Below are 16,840 nucleotides of genomic sequence, written 5' to 3' on the forward strand. Positions count from 1 at the left end.
CTAATTACGTCTTCATCCCATACTTGCACTTCAATATATCGTTCGGGGCCTTTACTACCATCCTGGTTCCATTCCTGCGGCCAGCATTAAACAGGTTCTGAGCTTTAGCTTCTAATTCCATTCGTATTTGTAAATAGTCGGCAGATCGTTTACTTGCAAAAACAGCATTGTCCTCGATAAGCGTACTCATGAGTGCCTGTGCTTCATCAAGCGGTAAAGATGAGAAGTTTTTAAACGGGCCTTTTCTAGCCTCATAGTAATGATATAGATATCGTTGCTCCATGAACGAGTCCTCTTTAGTCAAAGACCGCATTAACATCTCTCACTCAGTAGTATTATTTCTTGTATATCTTTTAACCACTCGGGGTGATATGCCCGTTCTTTACATTCTTCAATAAGCCTTTCAATATACTCTCTGTCACAGCTAGTAAATAAATGTCTCTCCTCAAAAGATATCCAAATCAGATCCTTAAGATTTCGTTCCTCTAATGGAAGGTGTTCTTCCTCCGGATCTGTTCCCAATCTACAACTCTGATTCCCGATATGGATTAAAAACGTGTGATGATTCTCAGCTACTTCACGATTAAATTTATATATAATATGGCCTTCCAAATGTGCTTCTTCCCGTAGTTCTCTTAATACCGCTTCCTCAGGAGTTTCACCTTGTTCTATCCCACCACCAATGAACGTAATGCATTGTGGCTGGAAGCAATTCCATATGCAAATAACATGGCCTTATCTCTAATAATAATTGCCTGGGCACGTTGCCTCATGCTTATCATCCTTTTCATATTTAAATAGATTTATTAGCGGAACGAACTCTCACAATATTACTCTGCCTATCACAATCCTACTCATACATCAAATAAATAAAGTATTATTTCCGCCAAAAGGTTGAACAATTGGCCTTATCCAAAATATTAAAATCGATCATCTTCTCAAGCAACGAGAAATCAACCGGACGATCCCACTGAAAACGTATCAATTCCTTGGTATGACTATAGCCAGCTTGCTCAATTTCATCGGAAAAATGAATCATCCCCGCCCTTTCAGGGGCAACAGCCAAATGTTGTTTGGCAACGCTAAAGCCAATGATAAATGTGCCGTGATCAGTGAACATTGGCTGATTCCACGCAATTTTGGGCATTAACTGTGGAAATTTTTGATGCACCCAAACCAAAACCTCTTCTGTCCGTGCCCGATGCACTGGGTTATCAATACGCGCAAAATACTCTACAAAAACTTCCATGATGGTCCCTCCAATTAATAAAGAATCTGTCGTTTAGTAAAATAAAGTTCATGATTATTTACATACCAAAAAACTTAAGGGAGCAAATGCGAACGAGTCCAGCGGAGTAATCCTTGTGAGCTAGCTGCCTGAACCTCTTCTCCATAATAACCGATCATCGTCTATTCGAACTGTATACTGTAATTGTTTCTTACACCTTTTAATGCTTCCAAATCTGATCGTTGTAGTTCTGATAATTTTATTGTCATTTTTTCAATGTCTTGTTGACCGTCACCGAACCATATAGACCATATTTCAAGTCCGTTCATATTATTTTGTTGCTCTTTTAAATACGCATAGAGTTGTTCTTTCCATGTTAAATCATCTGAACTGCCTTCCAACCAATAGATAAATTCTTTCTGTATATATTCTTCTAAACCATATGGTTGATTGGTACAGAGAGCTATCTTGAGATGATGCATTTTCGTTGATTCCATGATGAGGATTGCAGCTTCGTCGTCCATATCATCTAATTGATCAAGAATGGACTCGTGTGTAGATTGAATATTCAATTTCTTATATTCTCCATATTTCATTCTCACAGTACCTGTTAAATCTATTTCTGGTAATGGACAATTTGAAACGATAAAAGTGTATTTACTCATTCTTTGCCTCCCAGGATTGTTCGGTGATTCAATTGATGTATGATACTTCTTCGAAATCCCTCAGCGACCTTTCTCAAAAGTATATATCCATCCATTCTTCGGTTTTGTAAATGTATCACCGATATAGCCACGATGCAAAAGTTCCTGTCTTAGAACAGTCATAAAAGCGCCATGCGTTACAATTAATACATTTTCATCGTTTTTACAGTTTTCTTCTACTGTATTTAGTAATGTTTTGGCTCTCATACGTGTAAGGTATTTATTTTCCTGAGAATGATGATTAATCAACCACCCCATTCTCCCTAAGATTAACCAGATATTCAAATGCAATTTTACGTTTGCATGAAACATTGGGTTAATTTGAATTTCCCTTAGTTGATTTGTCGTAATTAACTCACCATAATGTATCGTTTCGGCAGTTTTTATAGCTCTTTGCATATCACTTGTATAACATACATCCCAATTAAGATTGGCTCTTATTGGATTCGAAAGGTCAATATCTGACTGATCATACTGTTTTACCCACTCAGAAAAATCATGTGAAGACATCCAGTTCTTCGTTGTATTGATAAGTACTTTATAATGTCTCATTAATCCAATTTTCATATTAACCTCGTGGTTTAATTAAGTTTTCTCAAAACATGTTTTCCATAGGTTCTTTACAATGCTTATATCCATTTTTACTATAAAAACTAACACCTTCATCACTTGGCCACACGATGATAAATTCATATTTCTGCTCGTATGCCCATTCATTAATATTTGATATTAATTTACTACCGATTCCTTGACCTCTGTACTCTGGTTTCGTATACACATTAGTCATATAAGCAAATGGTTTCGTTACTCTTCCTGGTCTTGGGACCTTATATATGAGTTCTATGTATATATTGGATACGATCTTTCCATCTTCCTCAGCAATCCATATAGACCAATTACCACTCCGAATTGCATTCAATAAAAACTCTTTACATTCATGATAGAAATCGCTATATTTTTCATTCTTCAACTTTCCATCTATATCATATTCCATCGTAAAGTCCCATCTCATTCTAATTAACTGATCAATATCTGCTTTATCAGCAATTCTTATCTTCATCAAATCTCCCCCCTAATAAAATCAAACTTTTCTCTTAATGTTCTTGTATTCATACGCCTAATAGGCTTTTAGAAGCTACAGCAACAAGATCCGACGGACTAAGCCGCACGGTTGTAAGCTGATTCCTCGAATCAAGAGCAATGAGCGAAGATACGGTATTAGACGAAGATTACTCACCTTCGGAATGACCTGCAATCATTCTTCATTTATAATCCATTTCACTGCTTCTAATATATCTTCTGCTACAAAATCCGGTTCTGTGTCAATCCAGACGTTCCTATATTGAGTCATTGACCCTCTTCCCCAGCCTGTTAAGACCAAGACTTTTAAAGCGCCGACTGCGTGAGCTGCTAACATATCCGTATCTCCTGAGTCTCCAATCACAACACAGTTCTTTAAATTCAAATGATGTTCTGCCGATGCTTCTAACAGCATTCCTGGATTAGGTTTTCTGCAATTACAGTTTTCAGTGGAGCTATGCGGACATATGTAAGATTGGTCAAACCCGAATGCCTCGAATTGTTTAACGAAATCAACTATTTCTGCCTCTCCTTTAGATATTCGATGTTGATTCGTAAGAGCATAAACTTTAATGCCCGCCTGCTTTAATAAATTTATGGCTTCCTGGGCGTTACGATATAAAATAAAATCTTTCGGGTGAATAAAGTGTCCAGTACCCCCTATTGTTCCGTCCCTATCAATAAACACCGCTTCAATTTTTGTCCTTAAGTCTTTTATGGTTTTACTATCATTCATCTTTTTTATACTCCTTTCATTCAGAGAAGCCCTCATTAGGCTTGTTATAGTCCTTAATAATTGTATGTATCATTTTAACGATCCTATAGAATAACTCCTACAACCTGATTATTTGTTTAATATCGTACTCATCATATTCTTGTCAGATACTCTAATAAGTTTATTGTTATATACATTCAACTGAGCTTCTATTGCGAGTCTATTATTCTCAAAATCTCTAGTCCACTTGTACATTAATTTCAACATCTTTATATCAGGTTTATAGTTACACTTTTCAATACCAAGATTTTGCTTAAGAAAACGAGTGAATATTCTAACTTTCCGCTTCCATAAAGGAGGATCAAGAAATACAATAGTATCCGCCATATCTAATAAACATTGATATGATTCTCGATTTGTACCTTCAAATATCCATTTTCCTCCTCTATCAATTTCCATTATCACCTCAACCTGTTCTTCAGGTGTACGTTTCATTCTTCCTTCATCTGTTTGGTGATGAACAATATTGTCCAATTCGTACCACGGTATATTCATTTCCTTCGATAATTGTTTTGCTAAAGTGGTTTTACCACTAGCTACAATTCCGATAATGAAGATCTTTTGCATTATACGTATAGCTCCTAATTTTTTTGCAATAGTCTACTCTTGAATCTGCCTTTGTTGCCTACTAGTTATTTTTTTCTTTAATCTAAATTCGAATTCTTGACATGCAATAACAAAAACATCGTCATATGTATGTATTACATATTGCTTTAACTCCAGATTTCCTGCATTCTTTATATCACTTAGTATTTTCGTATTAAATACTTCAACAAAACTGCTACTTTCATTGTATGGAATATCAAACATCTCTAAACTTACATCTAACTCAACCATGTTAAAGTAATAAACTTTCTTGAATAGCAATTCGTACCCAATAAACTCATCATCATCTGAATCTGTACATAATACTCCATTTATCTCACCAATTAATGTAACTTCTTTCTTTAGATAATTGAATTGAATATCATCAAGGAAGATCGCGTCTCTTCCATAAATTTCACCTAGCTCGGTTTTAATCGCTTTGATTTTTTCCATCTCTTTCATACCCCTCAAATATATCTTAACGATTATTATTAACAGAATTTCACTTAACGTTCTTGTATCTACGAACCTGAGCGACTTAAGGCGTATCGCGCCGGGTCCAACGGACTGCTCAATCCGTCTTGCGAACCAGGGAAAAGCCCGTAGTGAAAATTCGGTATTATACGCAGTTGCCTTCATCTACGAGTTGCCCCGACAATATTCCTGCTCTTCTAATTATTTCAACTCTTTCTCCTGTTCCTTCTAGCTTTAATAGCATTTGTATTGCTGTTTCAAAATTCATTATGACATAACCTGTTTTCTCGTAGCCTGCCGGCATGTCAGTAAACTCTCTTACTTTCACTAAATACCAAACTGTATAAGTATCTGTATTCTCCCAATACCAGCAAGCAAATGGTATTCGTTCGTTTGATAAAATGATACCTGCCTCTTCCATGACTTCACGATCTAGTCCTTCATCTATTGTTTCGTTACCTTCTAGTCTACCGCCAATAGTCGTTAGAACTTGTTCTTCCCGATCCCAGACCATAATCATGTTCCCATTGTTAAGAATAGGAATACAATGAACTCCCACAATTTTCTTGTCTAAAGGCAATTCGCATATTAGGCTTAACATGTTTTTCTCCTTTTGTTTGTAAATATATAACGATTTGTGAATACCTATATTAGGCATTTAATGATCTAAGATAAGGTTAAATCAAGCGTTTTTCATAAAACACAATTGTCATTTTATCGTTGATACGTTTTAATTCTCCCGTCTTTTGATAACCTAATTTTTCATAGAGATAACAATTACCCTGCTCTTGTAATATCGAATCCAATTCCCAAACTCCAACATCGTTATATATCTCTACAATAATAGAGAATACCTTTTGAGCAATTCCTTTCCCTTGATATTCAGGCAAAATAAATATTGGGCTGACGCGATAGGTGTTATTCTCTTTCCTTACTATTCTAATTGCACCTATTGAAATATTTGAACTTTTTATAATGTAATAATCCGTAAACGGTTGATTTATTCGTTCTACTATTCGTTCCACAGATTCATTAGCAGGGCTGGTTTCATAATCTTGATATTTATCTAACAAGTGCTTAAATGCTTTGATTTGCATTTCGTGAATAATCAATGCTTCATTAAGACCTGATTTGAATAAAGTGATTTCCATCTTGTTACTCCCTCGAACGTTCAAACCGATTCTTATCTCTCATTCATTTTTTGACTGTTATAATAATTCATTACAAGTTTATGATTCCAGATCTGTGCTTCAACATAAGGTATTGATCCTTGTGGGATTCTTGATGCAAGATTATTCATTACATCAGCCGTCATCATTGACTTTACTTCTGACAACATAAATACCTGCCCATGATATTGAGGATCGTAATATTCCTCAGGTTTATCTCTACCTATCCAAAATGAAACCATACTATCTGGTAATGTAAAACTGATATCTTCCTCATTAAATATAGATAATGGAATCCTCAGAAAATCGACTTCTAATCCCTCACTCAAAGCATAATTCTCTATCCAGTCACCAGTACCCAATACAGCATAGAATGGATAGTTATCTTTAGGTACTCCACCTTTTTCTTTAAATCCGTTTCGTAACCACGTCTCAGCTTCTATGCGGTTATCCCAATATTGAATGGGTTCCTTAAATCTTTCAAAGAATGGCGTGTCATCACACAGTTCTCTCATGACTTTCATCGCTTCAGTTCTTGAAAGTGCAGATATACTTCTAAAAGGAATAGCATTGTAATAGTGTGTAACATATTCAAACATCTTTGTTCCTCCGGACTGTTTCTATATGACTTGCACGAATCTCCTTTTACATTCCCGTATTTACGACGCTTCTCCACCTTAACGTGGTGCGTGTGTGTCCGCCTGATTTCACTTCTCTGCCATTCTCCTCAGGCGGACCAAGGATCGGGGCTAGCCGATCCTCAGCGTGAATATTATGTTATGTGAAGTATGACTCTTCATTGATTAGCTGACAAAAATGTTTGAATAGGCCCTTCCCAATGTTCTTCTCTAATTTCTTTATAATTTCCATTCGTATATCTTTCAATTGTTTTTCTCCAAAATGCTTGAGCCGGTACATTTGATTCCATTTGAGCTACTTTCCAAACTCCATAGAATCTAGCAAATAGTTCATGGGCGACGGTCTGCCCCACTCTTAATTTTCTATATTTCTTCATGACAAAGAATTCCGCCATCCAGTATATTGCTTGATTTTCATTCTCTCCAATGGATCTAACAAGAGCAAAGCCTGCAAGTTTATCATCTACCTTAATGAAAAATGGATATCTGCTGTCCTCTTCCGTCCAATAATGATCTAAGTATTTGTATTCATATAGCCCGTTCGGATTTATATCGTCTTCTGGATCAAACTCACTAAAATCATATTTATATAGTTCAAGAAGATTTCGTAGAATTGATTTTTGTTCATATTCAACCTTTTGAATTGAAATCATAGCCTTTCTCCTTTTTAGCAATTAGTCATATTTCACATACATCTTGCGGACCAAGGGCGTAGCCCGCAGCGTAGATACGATGTTAGCTGATGTCATGTGCCTTCTTTGAGCTTCCCTTCAAGTTCTTTTAAGTTGCGTTAAGTAATAAATTATCCCTGCTCGATCAACATTTGAAAATAGTAATGGGTTGCTATTGATTAATTCTGATAGCTCGTTTATGTTAATCCATTTAATGTCTGTCGTTTCATCCCCGCTCTTTAATATCTCTCCTTCAGCTCTACATCTAAAATAATACCCTACTGAATCAATTGGTCCTTTTAATGTTTGATATGCTCCAAATGGTTTAATACATTCAACTTCAAATTCTGGATTTATTCCCGTTGTATCAATTCTTGTGTCTTCTCCTTCAATTTCTGTTACTTCCAGTCCGGTCTCTTCTCTTACTTCTCTTCTCAATGCTTGTGTTAATGATTCATATGGTTCAATTCGTCCTCCGGGTAATTCAATCTTTAATGGTTCGTTGGGTTTATTTCTTGTCTGAATTACAATTTGTCTTTCATTATTAAAATCTCTTTCAATTATCGCTCTGGAGTTAACAAAGAACATATAATCAGTCCCCTCCAACTATTTGTAATAAAAACGGATTCAATAATGCTTTTCTATTTTCTTTACAAAATATTTCATCTAATGTCTCATCCACGAACTGCACAAATAATTCCATCTGTAGAATATTCGCGAAATTATCGAGTTGTCCTCCTAATTAATCATGAAGCAGGCTTATGCAGCCTGCTCATTCATGTGTGATATCTACTATCGTGTCCCGAAGATTTAGACTCGTATGTGTACTTCTCTTAGCCTTTAATTACTTGCGCTTGTGTAGCGCTTAAGCCCTTGTAAGAACAGAACTCTTACCAAAGCAAAGAATAGAAATGGCGCACAGATCCCCCACACCAGCCCCGTTATCGTTAACTTGTCTAACACATAGAGCGGCGCGATATTTGATACAACAAAAATAGGAAAAACAAATGTACCAATCGCTTGAATCATCCGATTATAGATGACCATGGGCATTGTATTCGCTTCCCATAACTGCGCCCCAAGGTTGTACAGACTGGATGTATTGGTGAACCAGAAAGCCAATACCTGCGGCAGCATCATCAATGCGTATGTCATGACGCCTCCACCGATAATATAGCCCGCGTATCCCAACAATTGCATGGCGTTTGTCTCAAGTCCCAATCGAGACCAAGCCACGCATACCAGACCTATTCCTACAATAAAATCAGGAATTCCCATTACATTGATTAATCGTAAGGAAAGAATAAATTGAAGAGACACCGGTTTGATTAAGTACATATCCATTGTTCCATGCCTAATGTGACCCTGAAAAGCGAAAAAATTGTTTACGAAAAAGAAAGCATAGATTGCAGTCATAATAAAATATGTGCCCGTAAACAACAAAATATGATCCGAGGTTAATCCTGCGATATTTACACCTGACCGATACACGACAATGACATAGACGAAATGGGTTAGCAGCGATACCAAGGATGCAAAGATTTGCATGAAGAAATTCGTTCGATATTCCAGCTCGTTCAATATGCAATTTTTCACTATGATTGAATATATGGCTCCATATCGTTTCGCGCCCTTTATAATTGATTTCATGTTGCTTACCCTCCTACAGCACTGTATTTTTTGTTGCCGAGTCCCCAGCAGATTCTTGATACCATGTACAGGATTACGATCCAAATGAATTGTAGACTGAGTCCGGTTATGATCTCGTACATGTCGTACCGTCCATTGATGATGTTGACTGGAAAGAAAATCGTGTACTTGAATGGCAAAAAGCTTGCAAATAGTGAGACAGTGTCCCCGAAAATATCCAAAGGAAAGATCCCACCGCTCAATAGCGTAATCAAAAACCCCATCGCGAAGTAAAAGTACCAGATCTCATCCAGCCAAAATGATAGCGAGCTAATGATATGGTAGATCAGAAAATTAAGAACAAAACTGAACAGCAGTGCAGACGCAAATACAAGCAATCTAATCCCGCTTGTCGCAATATCGATCTGGAACGTGATAAGCACCGAATAAATGATAAGGAACGATAACAGCAAATATACGGCTTTCCCTCCCAGATAAGACGATACTTTATACAGGGTATAGGATGCTGGTCGATACAAGAAACTGCTGAATTGGCCGTATTTAATATCATTAGAGATTTCGAATTGAATGCCGGAAGAAATAATTTTAGATATCATCGCTGAGAAGACTGTGTACATGAACATCTGCTGAAATGTGTATCCAAATACTATAGGCACTTCACTCGCTTCGAATATAGATCTCCACATAAAATATTGAATGACAATCGGCAGAAACGCCCCGAGAATACTGAACAAAAAGTAGACTTTATACTCTAGTGAGCTTAATAAGCTTAACTTGAACACTTGAACATATTTTTTCATGGAAGCTGATGCACTCCTTTCCTCTCGTACAACCAAGTGATGGCTTCTTCGATTGGAATATCATGAATATCGACATCTGTGATTGGGAATTCCGACATCAAGGCCGCAAGGATGGGCTTGACTTCGTGTCGATCGATTTCAAGTGTTGCGTTCGATTCCGTAACCTTTGTAACTTTCCCAAAGAAATCGAGGTGGTTAACATCAATGCGATCAGAGAACTGAAGTTTAATGACCTTTTTATTGAAGATATCATTCACTTGATGAAGTTCCCCGTCATAAACCACCGTTCCCCCATTCATAATGACACTTCGTTTGCACAGGTCCTGTATATCTTCCAAGTAGTGACTGGTGAGCATGATCGTCGTTTTATTCTCGCGATTATACGATTTGAGGAAGTTCCTGATGTTTTTCTGAGAGATAAGATCCAAGCCGATTGTAGGCTCATCCAAGAAAACGACACGCGGTTTGTGCAGCAGGGCAGCGATGAGCTCCATTTTCATTCGTTGTCCAAATGAGAGACGTCTCACCTGCATATGCATGCAATCCTGAACATTTGTCAACTCGACTAATTCTTCCAGATTTCTTTTATAATCCTTCGTATCGATATCATACAAATATTTGATTAACAGGAACGATTCACTCGCGGGAAGGTCCCACCACAATTGATTTTTCTGTCCCATAATAAAAGAAATTTGCTTTTTTAGCGCAGTTTCTCTTTTCCAAGGCACATAACCCAACACGCTGGCCTCACCAGCAGAAGGATATAAAATACCCGATAACATCTTGAGTGTTGTTGTCTTGCCTGCACCATTCGGGCCGAGGAATCCGATGATTTCTCCTTCATACACATCGAACGAAACCTGACTAACCGCCGTTTTTTCTTCCATCTGTCTGGAGAATAGTCCTTTCCATGCGCCTCGAAGTCCAGGTTCCTTAGTTGTAAATGTGAATGCTTTGGTTAAATGGTTTACTTCAATTATCTTTGAACTCATGTTGACTCCTCCTAAAAATCTTTATAATTTAGAAGGAACACAAGGTATGATTGGATCGGAGACAGAATTGTGACAACAAAAAAAGCGGAATAACCCTACGTAGGGCTCCGCTTCGGTTCAAATAATGACAACCTTGCGTTCCCGTAATGGTCAAAATAGGCAGACGAATCCCTTGGTCCAAAATAGGATTTTTTGCTGCACTATTCAATACAATCGACCATTACAGGTTAGCTGGCATTAAGAATTGCTCCTTCCAAATATCTCCTATTCCCTAAAATACTTCTATTGGAATGAAATGTCAATGTTAAATAAACAAAAAATGCATGAACAAAGCGTTCATGCACTTTTCACGGTTTAAAAGTGTGCGGTTTTCTATATACTCTGTAGCATAAGTGTCCCATGTTAAAGTATGCAAAAAGAAGAAGTTTGCTACAAAAAATCCATATGGTCTCACTTGTCATATGATTGGGTCTTAGTCTGAACAAAAATACCATCTCCATGCACCCACTCTGCAATGAGTACGTCTTTGTAATCAACAATACCTTGGGATTGGAGTTGTTTCTTTAACCACGATTCATCAAATCCTATATCGCCTACTTCATCCCATAATACTTGCCCATCACGAATGAGCGTTACAGGTACCTGAACTTGCTTGTTAGGAAGTTGAAAATCCTCCAATGTTGTTTTTTGATATTTTGCCTTTTTTAGTATGCTGATCGAACCGTTTGGTTCCAGATAGCAAAAGGCTACTTCCCGTATAGAAAATGTCTCACTCTGCCTGAGTAAACTCTGCAGTTGATTTAGGTTCATCCGGTTTTTTTTCAGTTCATGCCGATCTATTCTCCCATTATTAATAAGCGCCGCAGGTTTTCCTTCCACCAAGCCTCTAAACCAAATGAATTTCTGTCCAATAAATTCAACGATAAGCAGTAATACACCCCACAGGCACATGGAAAATATAATTTCAACAATCCCAATTCGGGGATCATATAGCGCATTGCCAAGTATTTCTCCGATAACGATAGCCGTAATAAAAGTGAACGGTGTTACTTGGGTAATGATCTTTCGACCAACAATTTTTACAATAATAAAAAGCATGAAAAATCCAACCACAAGTTCAATCGCGAGATTAAGAAATTTCATAATTTTCATCGATGCCCCCTTTATTCCATTTCTGCCTTAAAAATTGTAATCGAAAGAGGCTCCACGTAGGCCATGAACATCGACAACTTCATTTCGTATTATTTATTTCCTGGTAATCAAAAAATAACCATGCCATTTCACATGCTACCCGTTAATGTATCGTGGATTTTTTAGACATTCAACAAAATTTAGATTCCTTATAACATCATTTCATATTATTTTAAGGTACTTATACCAAAATTAGGTTATTCTGCGCGCCGTCATTTAGGGGGAGATTGCTTGACGATCCGGTTGCGAATTACGCTTTGGTATATGGGTCTTATCTCTGTGGTTCTAATTATTCTTAGCACAGCACTTTACATCTACATCGAATTCAAAACAAACCAGGACATTGAATCTACTCTAAATAAAACGGTGAAAGGATTACATATCGCTCCAACATTAGATTTCTGGAACAGCATTCAGATCGATATCTCCCCCAACATTGCTGACAATCAAATCATCATCCAAGTCGTTGACTATACGAATCAGCAAGTCCGCTACTCCAGAAACCTCCTAGAAGCAGGCATTAAGCTTCAGTATCCGGGACCCAATTTAGATCTTAAATCCAAATACAGCAAGATCAATATCAATGGAGATCCATTCACTCTCCTCAACACTCCAATATTACTCGATGGACGTATCTTAGTTGGACTTCTACAGGTCGGAATCTATACAGGAAAAGAAGCAAAAATTCTTCAAAACCTTCAGTGGATTTTGGTGTTATCGTCAATCACAGTGCTGGTCATCGCTTTCCTATTGGGCCTATGGGTATCCAGACGAGCACTGAAGCCTTTACACAATGTCATCCATGCCTCAAGACGGATTGAGAGCGGGGACGATTTGAAAATGAGAATAAAAAGAGACGTGCCTAACGATGAAATTGGACTTCTGACGGATACGCTTAATAACATGTTGGTGCGGCTGCAGGAGACTTATCAGGACCTCAACGAAGCTTACGAAATACAGCGTCGGTTCGTGGCCGATGCGTCACATGAGCTTCGCACGCCGCTTACTACGATACGGGGTAACGGCGACTTATTAAAGAAACTTTGGAGCAATATTGCTGCAAATCCCAATCAGCGTTTAGAGTCGCATCATGTGGACTTGTCTTTGGAAGCAATTTACGATATGAACTCCGAAGCGGAACGTATGACTCGCCTCATTAGCGATTTATTGACCTTGGCTAGAGGTGATTCCGGCATTGCCATGGAGAAAAAAACGATTGCTATCTATCCCGTCGTTACCGAAACTGTTCGCAAAGCGAATTTGCTCCCACGGACTGTTGAATGGCGAATTGGGAACATCGATGAACTCTTTCAGATTCACATCCAAGGCGATTCAGATTATTTACAACAACTGCTGCTCATTCTGATCGATAATGCCTTCAAATACACGTCGACTGGCTACGTTGAATTAGATGGCTTACAAAAGGATGGTAATGTTGGAATCCGCATTTTGGATACAGGAATAGGCATGAATTCGGATGAGATCTCCAAGATCTATGAACGCTTTTATAGAGCGGATATTTCAAGGGGGAAGACTTTGGGGTACGGCCTAGGGCTCTCTATTGCTAAATGGATCATCGATGAACATGCTGGCTCAATTGAAGTGGTGTCCAAGGAGAAAGAAGGAACGACATTCATCGTCTGGTTACCAGTAGCTAATGATTTAATTAGACCGACCTAGCTGATTCTCTTCAGTACAAAAAAGCCGCAAATGAATGCGGCTTCCATGTCTATATGTTCTTATCAAAATGACTTGTCTCGTTCGTTTGGCATCGGTTAGCAGTGAGGCATGCCCGCCTATTATGCGAATCTCGTCCAAGACCGCAGCGTTTTGGACACATCAACCCCTTCAAGAATCATCCTGTGGATGTCTTCGTTAATGAGCTGACGTGACGAATTCCACTTCTCACTGAGGTAAAACCCGCTTGGCCGTACGTGGTCGAGCTCCTCCATGTACCGCGACCAAAGGCGGTGTTCAGTTAGACCTCGTTCCTTCGTTTGAGAATGTGTGATCGGAAGCGGCCAAGAATGTCGTTCGATGATATAATGATGCAGAAATTCCCAGGCAAGACGAGGATTCTTCGACTTCGAAGTCACTCCGGCCGCGCCCATATAGATCATGTTCGACTGATCGCCGATCTTCATTTTCGGCAGGCCAACCACCCCGAACTTGTCGTCGATCTTGTGATAGATCAAGTCGCCTGTAAACCACATAAACCCGAAGATCATCGCGAATCCCTCATGAAGCTGACCCGCTTCAGAAGGCTCGTCCGGCTTACGGATCACTCCGTGCATACGATACGCGTCTATCACTTTGCGGAACGCCTCGATCGTTGCCGGGCTATCGATATACCCCCTAGCAGTCGAACCGTTCGGAGACAGATAGCTTCCACCATTGCGGAAGACAAACGGCTCATACCACTCGATATCTACACCGATTCCAAAACCGAACTGTGAAGCGACGCCAAGTTCATTACGGATCGTCAACTTTTTACCGACCTCGATGAATTCATCCCATGTCAAATCCTCGGTTGGATAAGCCAGTCCGGCGCGGTCAAATAATTCCTTATTATAGACAATTAGCGGTATACTGACGTCGACCGGCAATCCTGGCAGCAAGCCGTTGTGTCGCGCAACCCTCATTGGTCCATGGTATAGATCCTCTTCAAGTCCGTCGACTTCTGCGACATAAGGATTTAGATCTACGAACATGTCTTTATTGTTGAACAACGACCATCCTCCCGACTCTATGATATCCGGCGCCTCATCGGATTCATAGGCGCTCTTCGAATCAAAATGATCTGTCGATTGCTCAATGACAATTGTTACGCCAGGGTGGGCACGTTCAAATGACTCCTTGGCATCCATCACCCTTTGTAAATATTGAAACTCCGTCATAAACTTCAATTCTTTCATTGTCCGCTTCCCTCTTCCCGTGCCATGAAGGCTATTATTTTCTCCAGATAACCAACCGCGGCGCTTTCGAAGGCCTTGGCTTTGTCTAACTGCTGAGCGCAAACTTCACGCATGTCTGTAGATAGAATCTCCGACGTCCGGATGAACGGCACAAGGTTGCAAAGTTCAGCCATCGCATCCCCGGCCTGCTCATAGGCTTCTGAAGCCAGCAAGGCCATCCGCATTGCCTCACCTACAAGCGGTACGCCTCGTAGGTAAAGCGCCGCATAATGCTTCGATTCAGCATATACTGCGGATAGCTGCCCCATCCCATAACGGTTCGGCGCAATATGCGGGTTACGAAGATGACCTATCCAGCGGTCATATGCCGCCAATCCGGACGTGTAACTCAAGTACGAAGTGCGTGGTCGATACTCGCAGCCGTGCTTGGCATAAGCGATAGCGAACCGGATTGTCCGCAGTGCTTGTTCTCGCGCTGATATCTCACTTTGTTGCTTCCCAGCTGCTCTTTCGACTTGCTCCAACTTACATTCAATACCAGCTAAGAACCGGACAGGATTGTCAGTCACATCGTCGTACGAGAGCACTTTGCCTTCCGACCGAATCGGATCGGTGAGATGAATAACTTTTTCACGATCATCGTAGCCATAGATAATCGACCACTCGTGCACAAACGGCCTGGTAACCAACGTGTCAAAGTACAGAACCGGCTTCCCGGCGTCGATGTGTCTGCGAATAAAGGGTAGTACCGCCTCCTCCATCCGGAGCACGATTGGGAATCGCTCCACCGCCCCGAGCAGCGGAATGGGCGAGTCTACCAATTGACCGCATAGTATCGAGATCTCATAACCGAGCTCCCTCATTAGTCCCTGCAGCGAGGCTTTCCAATCAAACACGTAGATGCCGTCAGCGAATGTTGTCTTATCCGAGATCTTCATGCGGAATGCGAAGGTGGACAATCCCATGAGATCTGCTGCTTCCCGTCGGTCGCCAATTGACGCAAGCATTTGCCCAACGCTATTCACGAACGTCGACAAAACTGGAGACTCCGTTTGCCATGGCCGCCAATCAAGTCGTTGATGTTTGTACAATCCGCTTCCTCCCTTCTTCTCAGGCATAAGGCCTAAAGAGACGCGAATATGCTCCTTTCGGAGCTTTTGACGAGAGCGGTGGATATACGTGTAGACCGAGCCAGTCGTCATGCGATACATGTCGGCGATCTCATCTGGACTCAACTGGCGAAAAAAATAAGCTTTAAAAATATCTCGCTCTTTACGGTTCAAGCAATGCAGCAGCGCATGAATCGTTTCGTAAATTTCCTTGCGCAAAAGGTGTTCCGCCGGGTCCTGCTCTCTCATCGCGGCATCTGACGCCTTACCTGCTAAATGATAGAGAATACTGTCCAGGTCCTCCCAGTCTACCTGAGAGCCATGTTCTCCTTGAGAGGTGATAGAAACGAATGGCCGTTCATTCCGGTGCGGTCCGCCACGGCGAAACCGCATGTTCGCTTGATTACGAACGATACGGTAAAACCAAGGGAGAAAACGACTCGTATCGACGAGTGTACCCATATGCATGAATGCACGTATAAGCGCATCCTGTACGACGTCGTCAGCCATGTGGGGATCCCCTGTCAGCCTCTCCGCTAAGCTGCGTGCTTTGTCGCGATGCTGTTCAATTAATTCGCCGAACGCCTCGGTGTCTCCTTGCTGCGCACGCTCCACCAGCGATTGATCCCGATCGAAGGACGCTACCCCATCTAATGAAGCCTTGTTAGCTGTACTTACCCTATCCTCTGCTTTGAATGCCATGCTTTCCTCCTCGCGTCTCTTTGCCCTATTGATGTAGATGCCACCCGGTCGGTTGATTTGAACATTATTTATACAAAATTTTTTGAGCGTTTGTTATTTGAAAATAAGTTCTGCTAAAGCGCTTCATTATCCTCTAAATGTTGCGATTGTCTGTCTG

21 protein-coding genes are annotated in these 16,840 nt (G+C 40.1%); 1 reads left to right on the plus strand and 20 read right to left on the minus strand.

What is annotated here, in order from left to right; all coding sequences use genetic code 11:
• Nucleotides 1–4 precede the first annotated feature (4 nt).
• From GCU39_RS08430 to GCU39_RS08515, 18 genes are all read right to left on the minus strand, one after another.
• Entirely contained in the window at nucleotides 5–283 is a 279-nt protein-coding gene (locus tag GCU39_RS08430) for a hypothetical protein (RefSeq protein WP_227793494.1), read from the minus strand.
• 29 nt (nucleotides 284–312) lie between these two features.
• A complete protein-coding gene (locus GCU39_RS08435; RefSeq protein WP_152397140.1) occupies nucleotides 313–726 on the minus strand; it encodes an NUDIX hydrolase in 414 nt (137 codons plus the stop codon).
• Between the two features lie 151 nt (nucleotides 727–877).
• Complete coding sequence (locus GCU39_RS08440) at nucleotides 878–1,249, minus strand: iron chaperone (protein WP_152393105.1); 372 nt, start codon at nucleotides 1,247–1,249, stop codon at nucleotides 878–880.
• A 161-nt stretch (nucleotides 1,250–1,410) separates the two neighbouring features.
• Nucleotides 1,411–1,893, minus strand: coding sequence for a hypothetical protein (locus GCU39_RS08445; RefSeq protein ID WP_152393106.1), 483 nt, complete (start codon nucleotides 1,891–1,893; stop codon nucleotides 1,411–1,413).
• A 60-nt stretch (nucleotides 1,894–1,953) separates the two neighbouring features.
• Entirely contained in the window at nucleotides 1,954–2,499 is a 546-nt protein-coding gene (locus GCU39_RS08450; protein WP_152393107.1) for a histidine phosphatase family protein, read from the minus strand.
• Nucleotides 2,500–2,527: 28 nt separating this feature from the next.
• Complete coding sequence (locus GCU39_RS08455; RefSeq protein WP_152393108.1) at nucleotides 2,528–2,992, minus strand: GNAT family N-acetyltransferase; 465 nt, start codon at nucleotides 2,990–2,992, stop codon at nucleotides 2,528–2,530.
• A 195-nt stretch (nucleotides 2,993–3,187) separates the two neighbouring features.
• Nucleotides 3,188–3,748 (minus strand): HAD-IIIA family hydrolase, encoded by a 561-nt coding sequence (locus tag GCU39_RS08460; RefSeq protein WP_152393109.1) that lies wholly within the window; start codon nucleotides 3,746–3,748, stop codon nucleotides 3,188–3,190.
• Nucleotides 3,749–3,856: 108 nt separating this feature from the next.
• Nucleotides 3,857–4,354 carry a P-loop NTPase family protein gene (locus tag GCU39_RS08465; protein ID WP_152393110.1) on the minus strand — a complete coding sequence of 166 codons (498 nt, stop codon included), beginning with the start codon at nucleotides 4,352–4,354 and terminating at the stop codon, nucleotides 3,857–3,859.
• Nucleotides 4,355–4,387: 33 nt separating this feature from the next.
• Entirely contained in the window at nucleotides 4,388–4,825 is a 438-nt protein-coding gene (locus GCU39_RS08470; RefSeq protein ID WP_152393111.1) for a hypothetical protein, read from the minus strand.
• Nucleotides 4,826–4,991: 166 nt separating this feature from the next.
• Nucleotides 4,992–5,366, minus strand: coding sequence for an NUDIX domain-containing protein (locus tag GCU39_RS08475; protein WP_265333497.1), 375 nt, complete (start codon nucleotides 5,364–5,366; stop codon nucleotides 4,992–4,994).
• A 157-nt stretch (nucleotides 5,367–5,523) separates the two neighbouring features.
• Nucleotides 5,524–5,997: a GNAT family N-acetyltransferase gene (locus GCU39_RS08480; protein ID WP_152393113.1), complete on the minus strand. Its 474-nt coding sequence runs from the start codon at nucleotides 5,995–5,997 to the stop codon at nucleotides 5,524–5,526.
• A gap of 32 nt (nucleotides 5,998–6,029) precedes the next feature.
• Nucleotides 6,030–6,614: a hypothetical protein gene (locus GCU39_RS08485; RefSeq protein WP_152393114.1), complete on the minus strand. Its 585-nt coding sequence runs from the start codon at nucleotides 6,612–6,614 to the stop codon at nucleotides 6,030–6,032.
• A gap of 197 nt (nucleotides 6,615–6,811) precedes the next feature.
• Nucleotides 6,812–7,306, minus strand: a complete 495-nt coding sequence (locus GCU39_RS08490) for a GNAT family N-acetyltransferase (protein ID WP_152393115.1) — start codon at nucleotides 7,304–7,306, stop codon at nucleotides 6,812–6,814.
• A 117-nt stretch (nucleotides 7,307–7,423) separates the two neighbouring features.
• Nucleotides 7,424–7,912, minus strand: coding sequence for an NUDIX hydrolase (locus tag GCU39_RS08495; protein ID WP_152393116.1), 489 nt, complete (start codon nucleotides 7,910–7,912; stop codon nucleotides 7,424–7,426).
• A gap of 252 nt (nucleotides 7,913–8,164) precedes the next feature.
• Nucleotides 8,165–8,974: an ABC transporter permease gene (locus tag GCU39_RS08500; RefSeq protein ID WP_152393117.1), complete on the minus strand. Its 810-nt coding sequence runs from the start codon at nucleotides 8,972–8,974 to the stop codon at nucleotides 8,165–8,167.
• Nucleotides 8,975–8,979: 5 nt separating this feature from the next.
• A complete protein-coding gene (locus tag GCU39_RS08505) occupies nucleotides 8,980–9,774 on the minus strand; it encodes an ABC transporter permease (RefSeq protein WP_152393118.1) in 795 nt (264 codons plus the stop codon).
• Nucleotides 9,771–10,766 (minus strand): ABC transporter ATP-binding protein, encoded by a 996-nt coding sequence (locus GCU39_RS08510; RefSeq protein ID WP_152393119.1) that lies wholly within the window; start codon nucleotides 10,764–10,766, stop codon nucleotides 9,771–9,773. The genes GCU39_RS08505 and GCU39_RS08510 overlap by 4 nt, the downstream gene beginning before the upstream one ends.
• 450 nt (nucleotides 10,767–11,216) lie before the next feature.
• On the minus strand, nucleotides 11,217–11,909 hold the full coding sequence (locus tag GCU39_RS08515; protein ID WP_152397141.1) for a DUF421 domain-containing protein: 693 nt from the start codon (nucleotides 11,907–11,909) through the stop codon (nucleotides 11,217–11,219).
• Between the two features lie 279 nt (nucleotides 11,910–12,188).
• Between GCU39_RS08515 and GCU39_RS08520 the strand changes: the two genes are divergently transcribed.
• Nucleotides 12,189–13,637 carry a sensor histidine kinase gene (locus tag GCU39_RS08520; RefSeq protein WP_152393120.1) on the plus strand — a complete coding sequence of 483 codons (1,449 nt, stop codon included), beginning with the start codon at nucleotides 12,189–12,191 and terminating at the stop codon, nucleotides 13,635–13,637.
• A gap of 119 nt (nucleotides 13,638–13,756) precedes the next feature.
• Here GCU39_RS08520 and GCU39_RS08525 read toward each other — a convergent pair whose 3' ends face one another.
• Nucleotides 13,757–14,872, minus strand: coding sequence for an extracellular solute-binding protein (locus tag GCU39_RS08525; protein WP_152393121.1), 1,116 nt, complete (start codon nucleotides 14,870–14,872; stop codon nucleotides 13,757–13,759).
• Complete coding sequence (locus tag GCU39_RS08530; RefSeq protein WP_152393122.1) at nucleotides 14,869–16,683, minus strand: RNA polymerase sigma factor; 1,815 nt, start codon at nucleotides 16,681–16,683, stop codon at nucleotides 14,869–14,871. The genes GCU39_RS08525 and GCU39_RS08530 overlap by 4 nt, the downstream gene beginning before the upstream one ends.
• Between the last annotated feature and the right edge of the window lie 157 nt (nucleotides 16,684–16,840).

The sequence above is a fragment of the Paenibacillus guangzhouensis genome (assembly GCF_009363075.1).
GTDB lineage: Bacteria > Bacillota > Bacilli > Paenibacillales > Paenibacillaceae > Paenibacillus_K > Paenibacillus_K guangzhouensis.

Bases quoted from the DNA above. Each gene is read 5' to 3' on its own strand.
- GCU39_RS08430 (WP_227793494.1), bottom strand. From the start codon at position 283: ATGGAGCAACGATATCTATATCATTACTATGAGGCTAGAAAAGGCCCG.
- GCU39_RS08440 (WP_152393105.1), bottom strand. From the start codon at position 1,249: ATGGAAGTTTTTGTAGAGTATTTTGCGCGTATTGATAACCCAGTGCAT.
- GCU39_RS08445 (WP_152393106.1), bottom strand. From the start codon at position 1,893: ATGAGTAAATACACTTTTATCGTTTCAAATTGTCCATTACCAGAAATA.
- GCU39_RS08450 (WP_152393107.1), bottom strand. From the start codon at position 2,499: ATGAAAATTGGATTAATGAGACATTATAAAGTACTTATCAATACAACG.
- GCU39_RS08455 (WP_152393108.1), bottom strand. From the start codon at position 2,992: ATGAAGATAAGAATTGCTGATAAAGCAGATATTGATCAGTTAATTAGA.
- GCU39_RS08460 (WP_152393109.1), bottom strand. From the start codon at position 3,748: ATGAATGATAGTAAAACCATAAAAGACTTAAGGACAAAAATTGAAGCG.
- GCU39_RS08465 (WP_152393110.1), bottom strand. From the start codon at position 4,354: ATGCAAAAGATCTTCATTATCGGAATTGTAGCTAGTGGTAAAACCACT.
- GCU39_RS08470 (WP_152393111.1), bottom strand. From the start codon at position 4,825: ATGGAAAAAATCAAAGCGATTAAAACCGAGCTAGGTGAAATTTATGGA.
- GCU39_RS08475 (WP_265333497.1), bottom strand. From the start codon at position 5,366: ATGATTATGGTCTGGGATCGGGAAGAACAAGTTCTAACGACTATTGGC.
- GCU39_RS08480 (WP_152393113.1), bottom strand. From the start codon at position 5,997: ATGGAAATCACTTTATTCAAATCAGGTCTTAATGAAGCATTGATTATT.
- GCU39_RS08485 (WP_152393114.1), bottom strand. From the start codon at position 6,614: ATGTTTGAATATGTTACACACTATTACAATGCTATTCCTTTTAGAAGT.
- GCU39_RS08490 (WP_152393115.1), bottom strand. From the start codon at position 7,306: ATGATTTCAATTCAAAAGGTTGAATATGAACAAAAATCAATTCTACGA.
- GCU39_RS08495 (WP_152393116.1), bottom strand. From the start codon at position 7,912: ATGTTCTTTGTTAACTCCAGAGCGATAATTGAAAGAGATTTTAATAAT.
- GCU39_RS08500 (WP_152393117.1), bottom strand. From the start codon at position 8,974: ATGAAATCAATTATAAAGGGCGCGAAACGATATGGAGCCATATATTCA.
- GCU39_RS08505 (WP_152393118.1), bottom strand. From the start codon at position 9,774: ATGAAAAAATATGTTCAAGTGTTCAAGTTAAGCTTATTAAGCTCACTA.
- GCU39_RS08510 (WP_152393119.1), bottom strand. From the start codon at position 10,766: ATGAGTTCAAAGATAATTGAAGTAAACCATTTAACCAAAGCATTCACA.
- GCU39_RS08515 (WP_152397141.1), bottom strand. From the start codon at position 11,909: ATGAAATTTCTTAATCTCGCGATTGAACTTGTGGTTGGATTTTTCATG.
- GCU39_RS08525 (WP_152393121.1), bottom strand. From the start codon at position 14,872: ATGAAAGAATTGAAGTTTATGACGGAGTTTCAATATTTACAAAGGGTG.
- GCU39_RS08530 (WP_152393122.1), bottom strand. From the start codon at position 16,683: ATGGCATTCAAAGCAGAGGATAGGGTAAGTACAGCTAACAAGGCTTCA.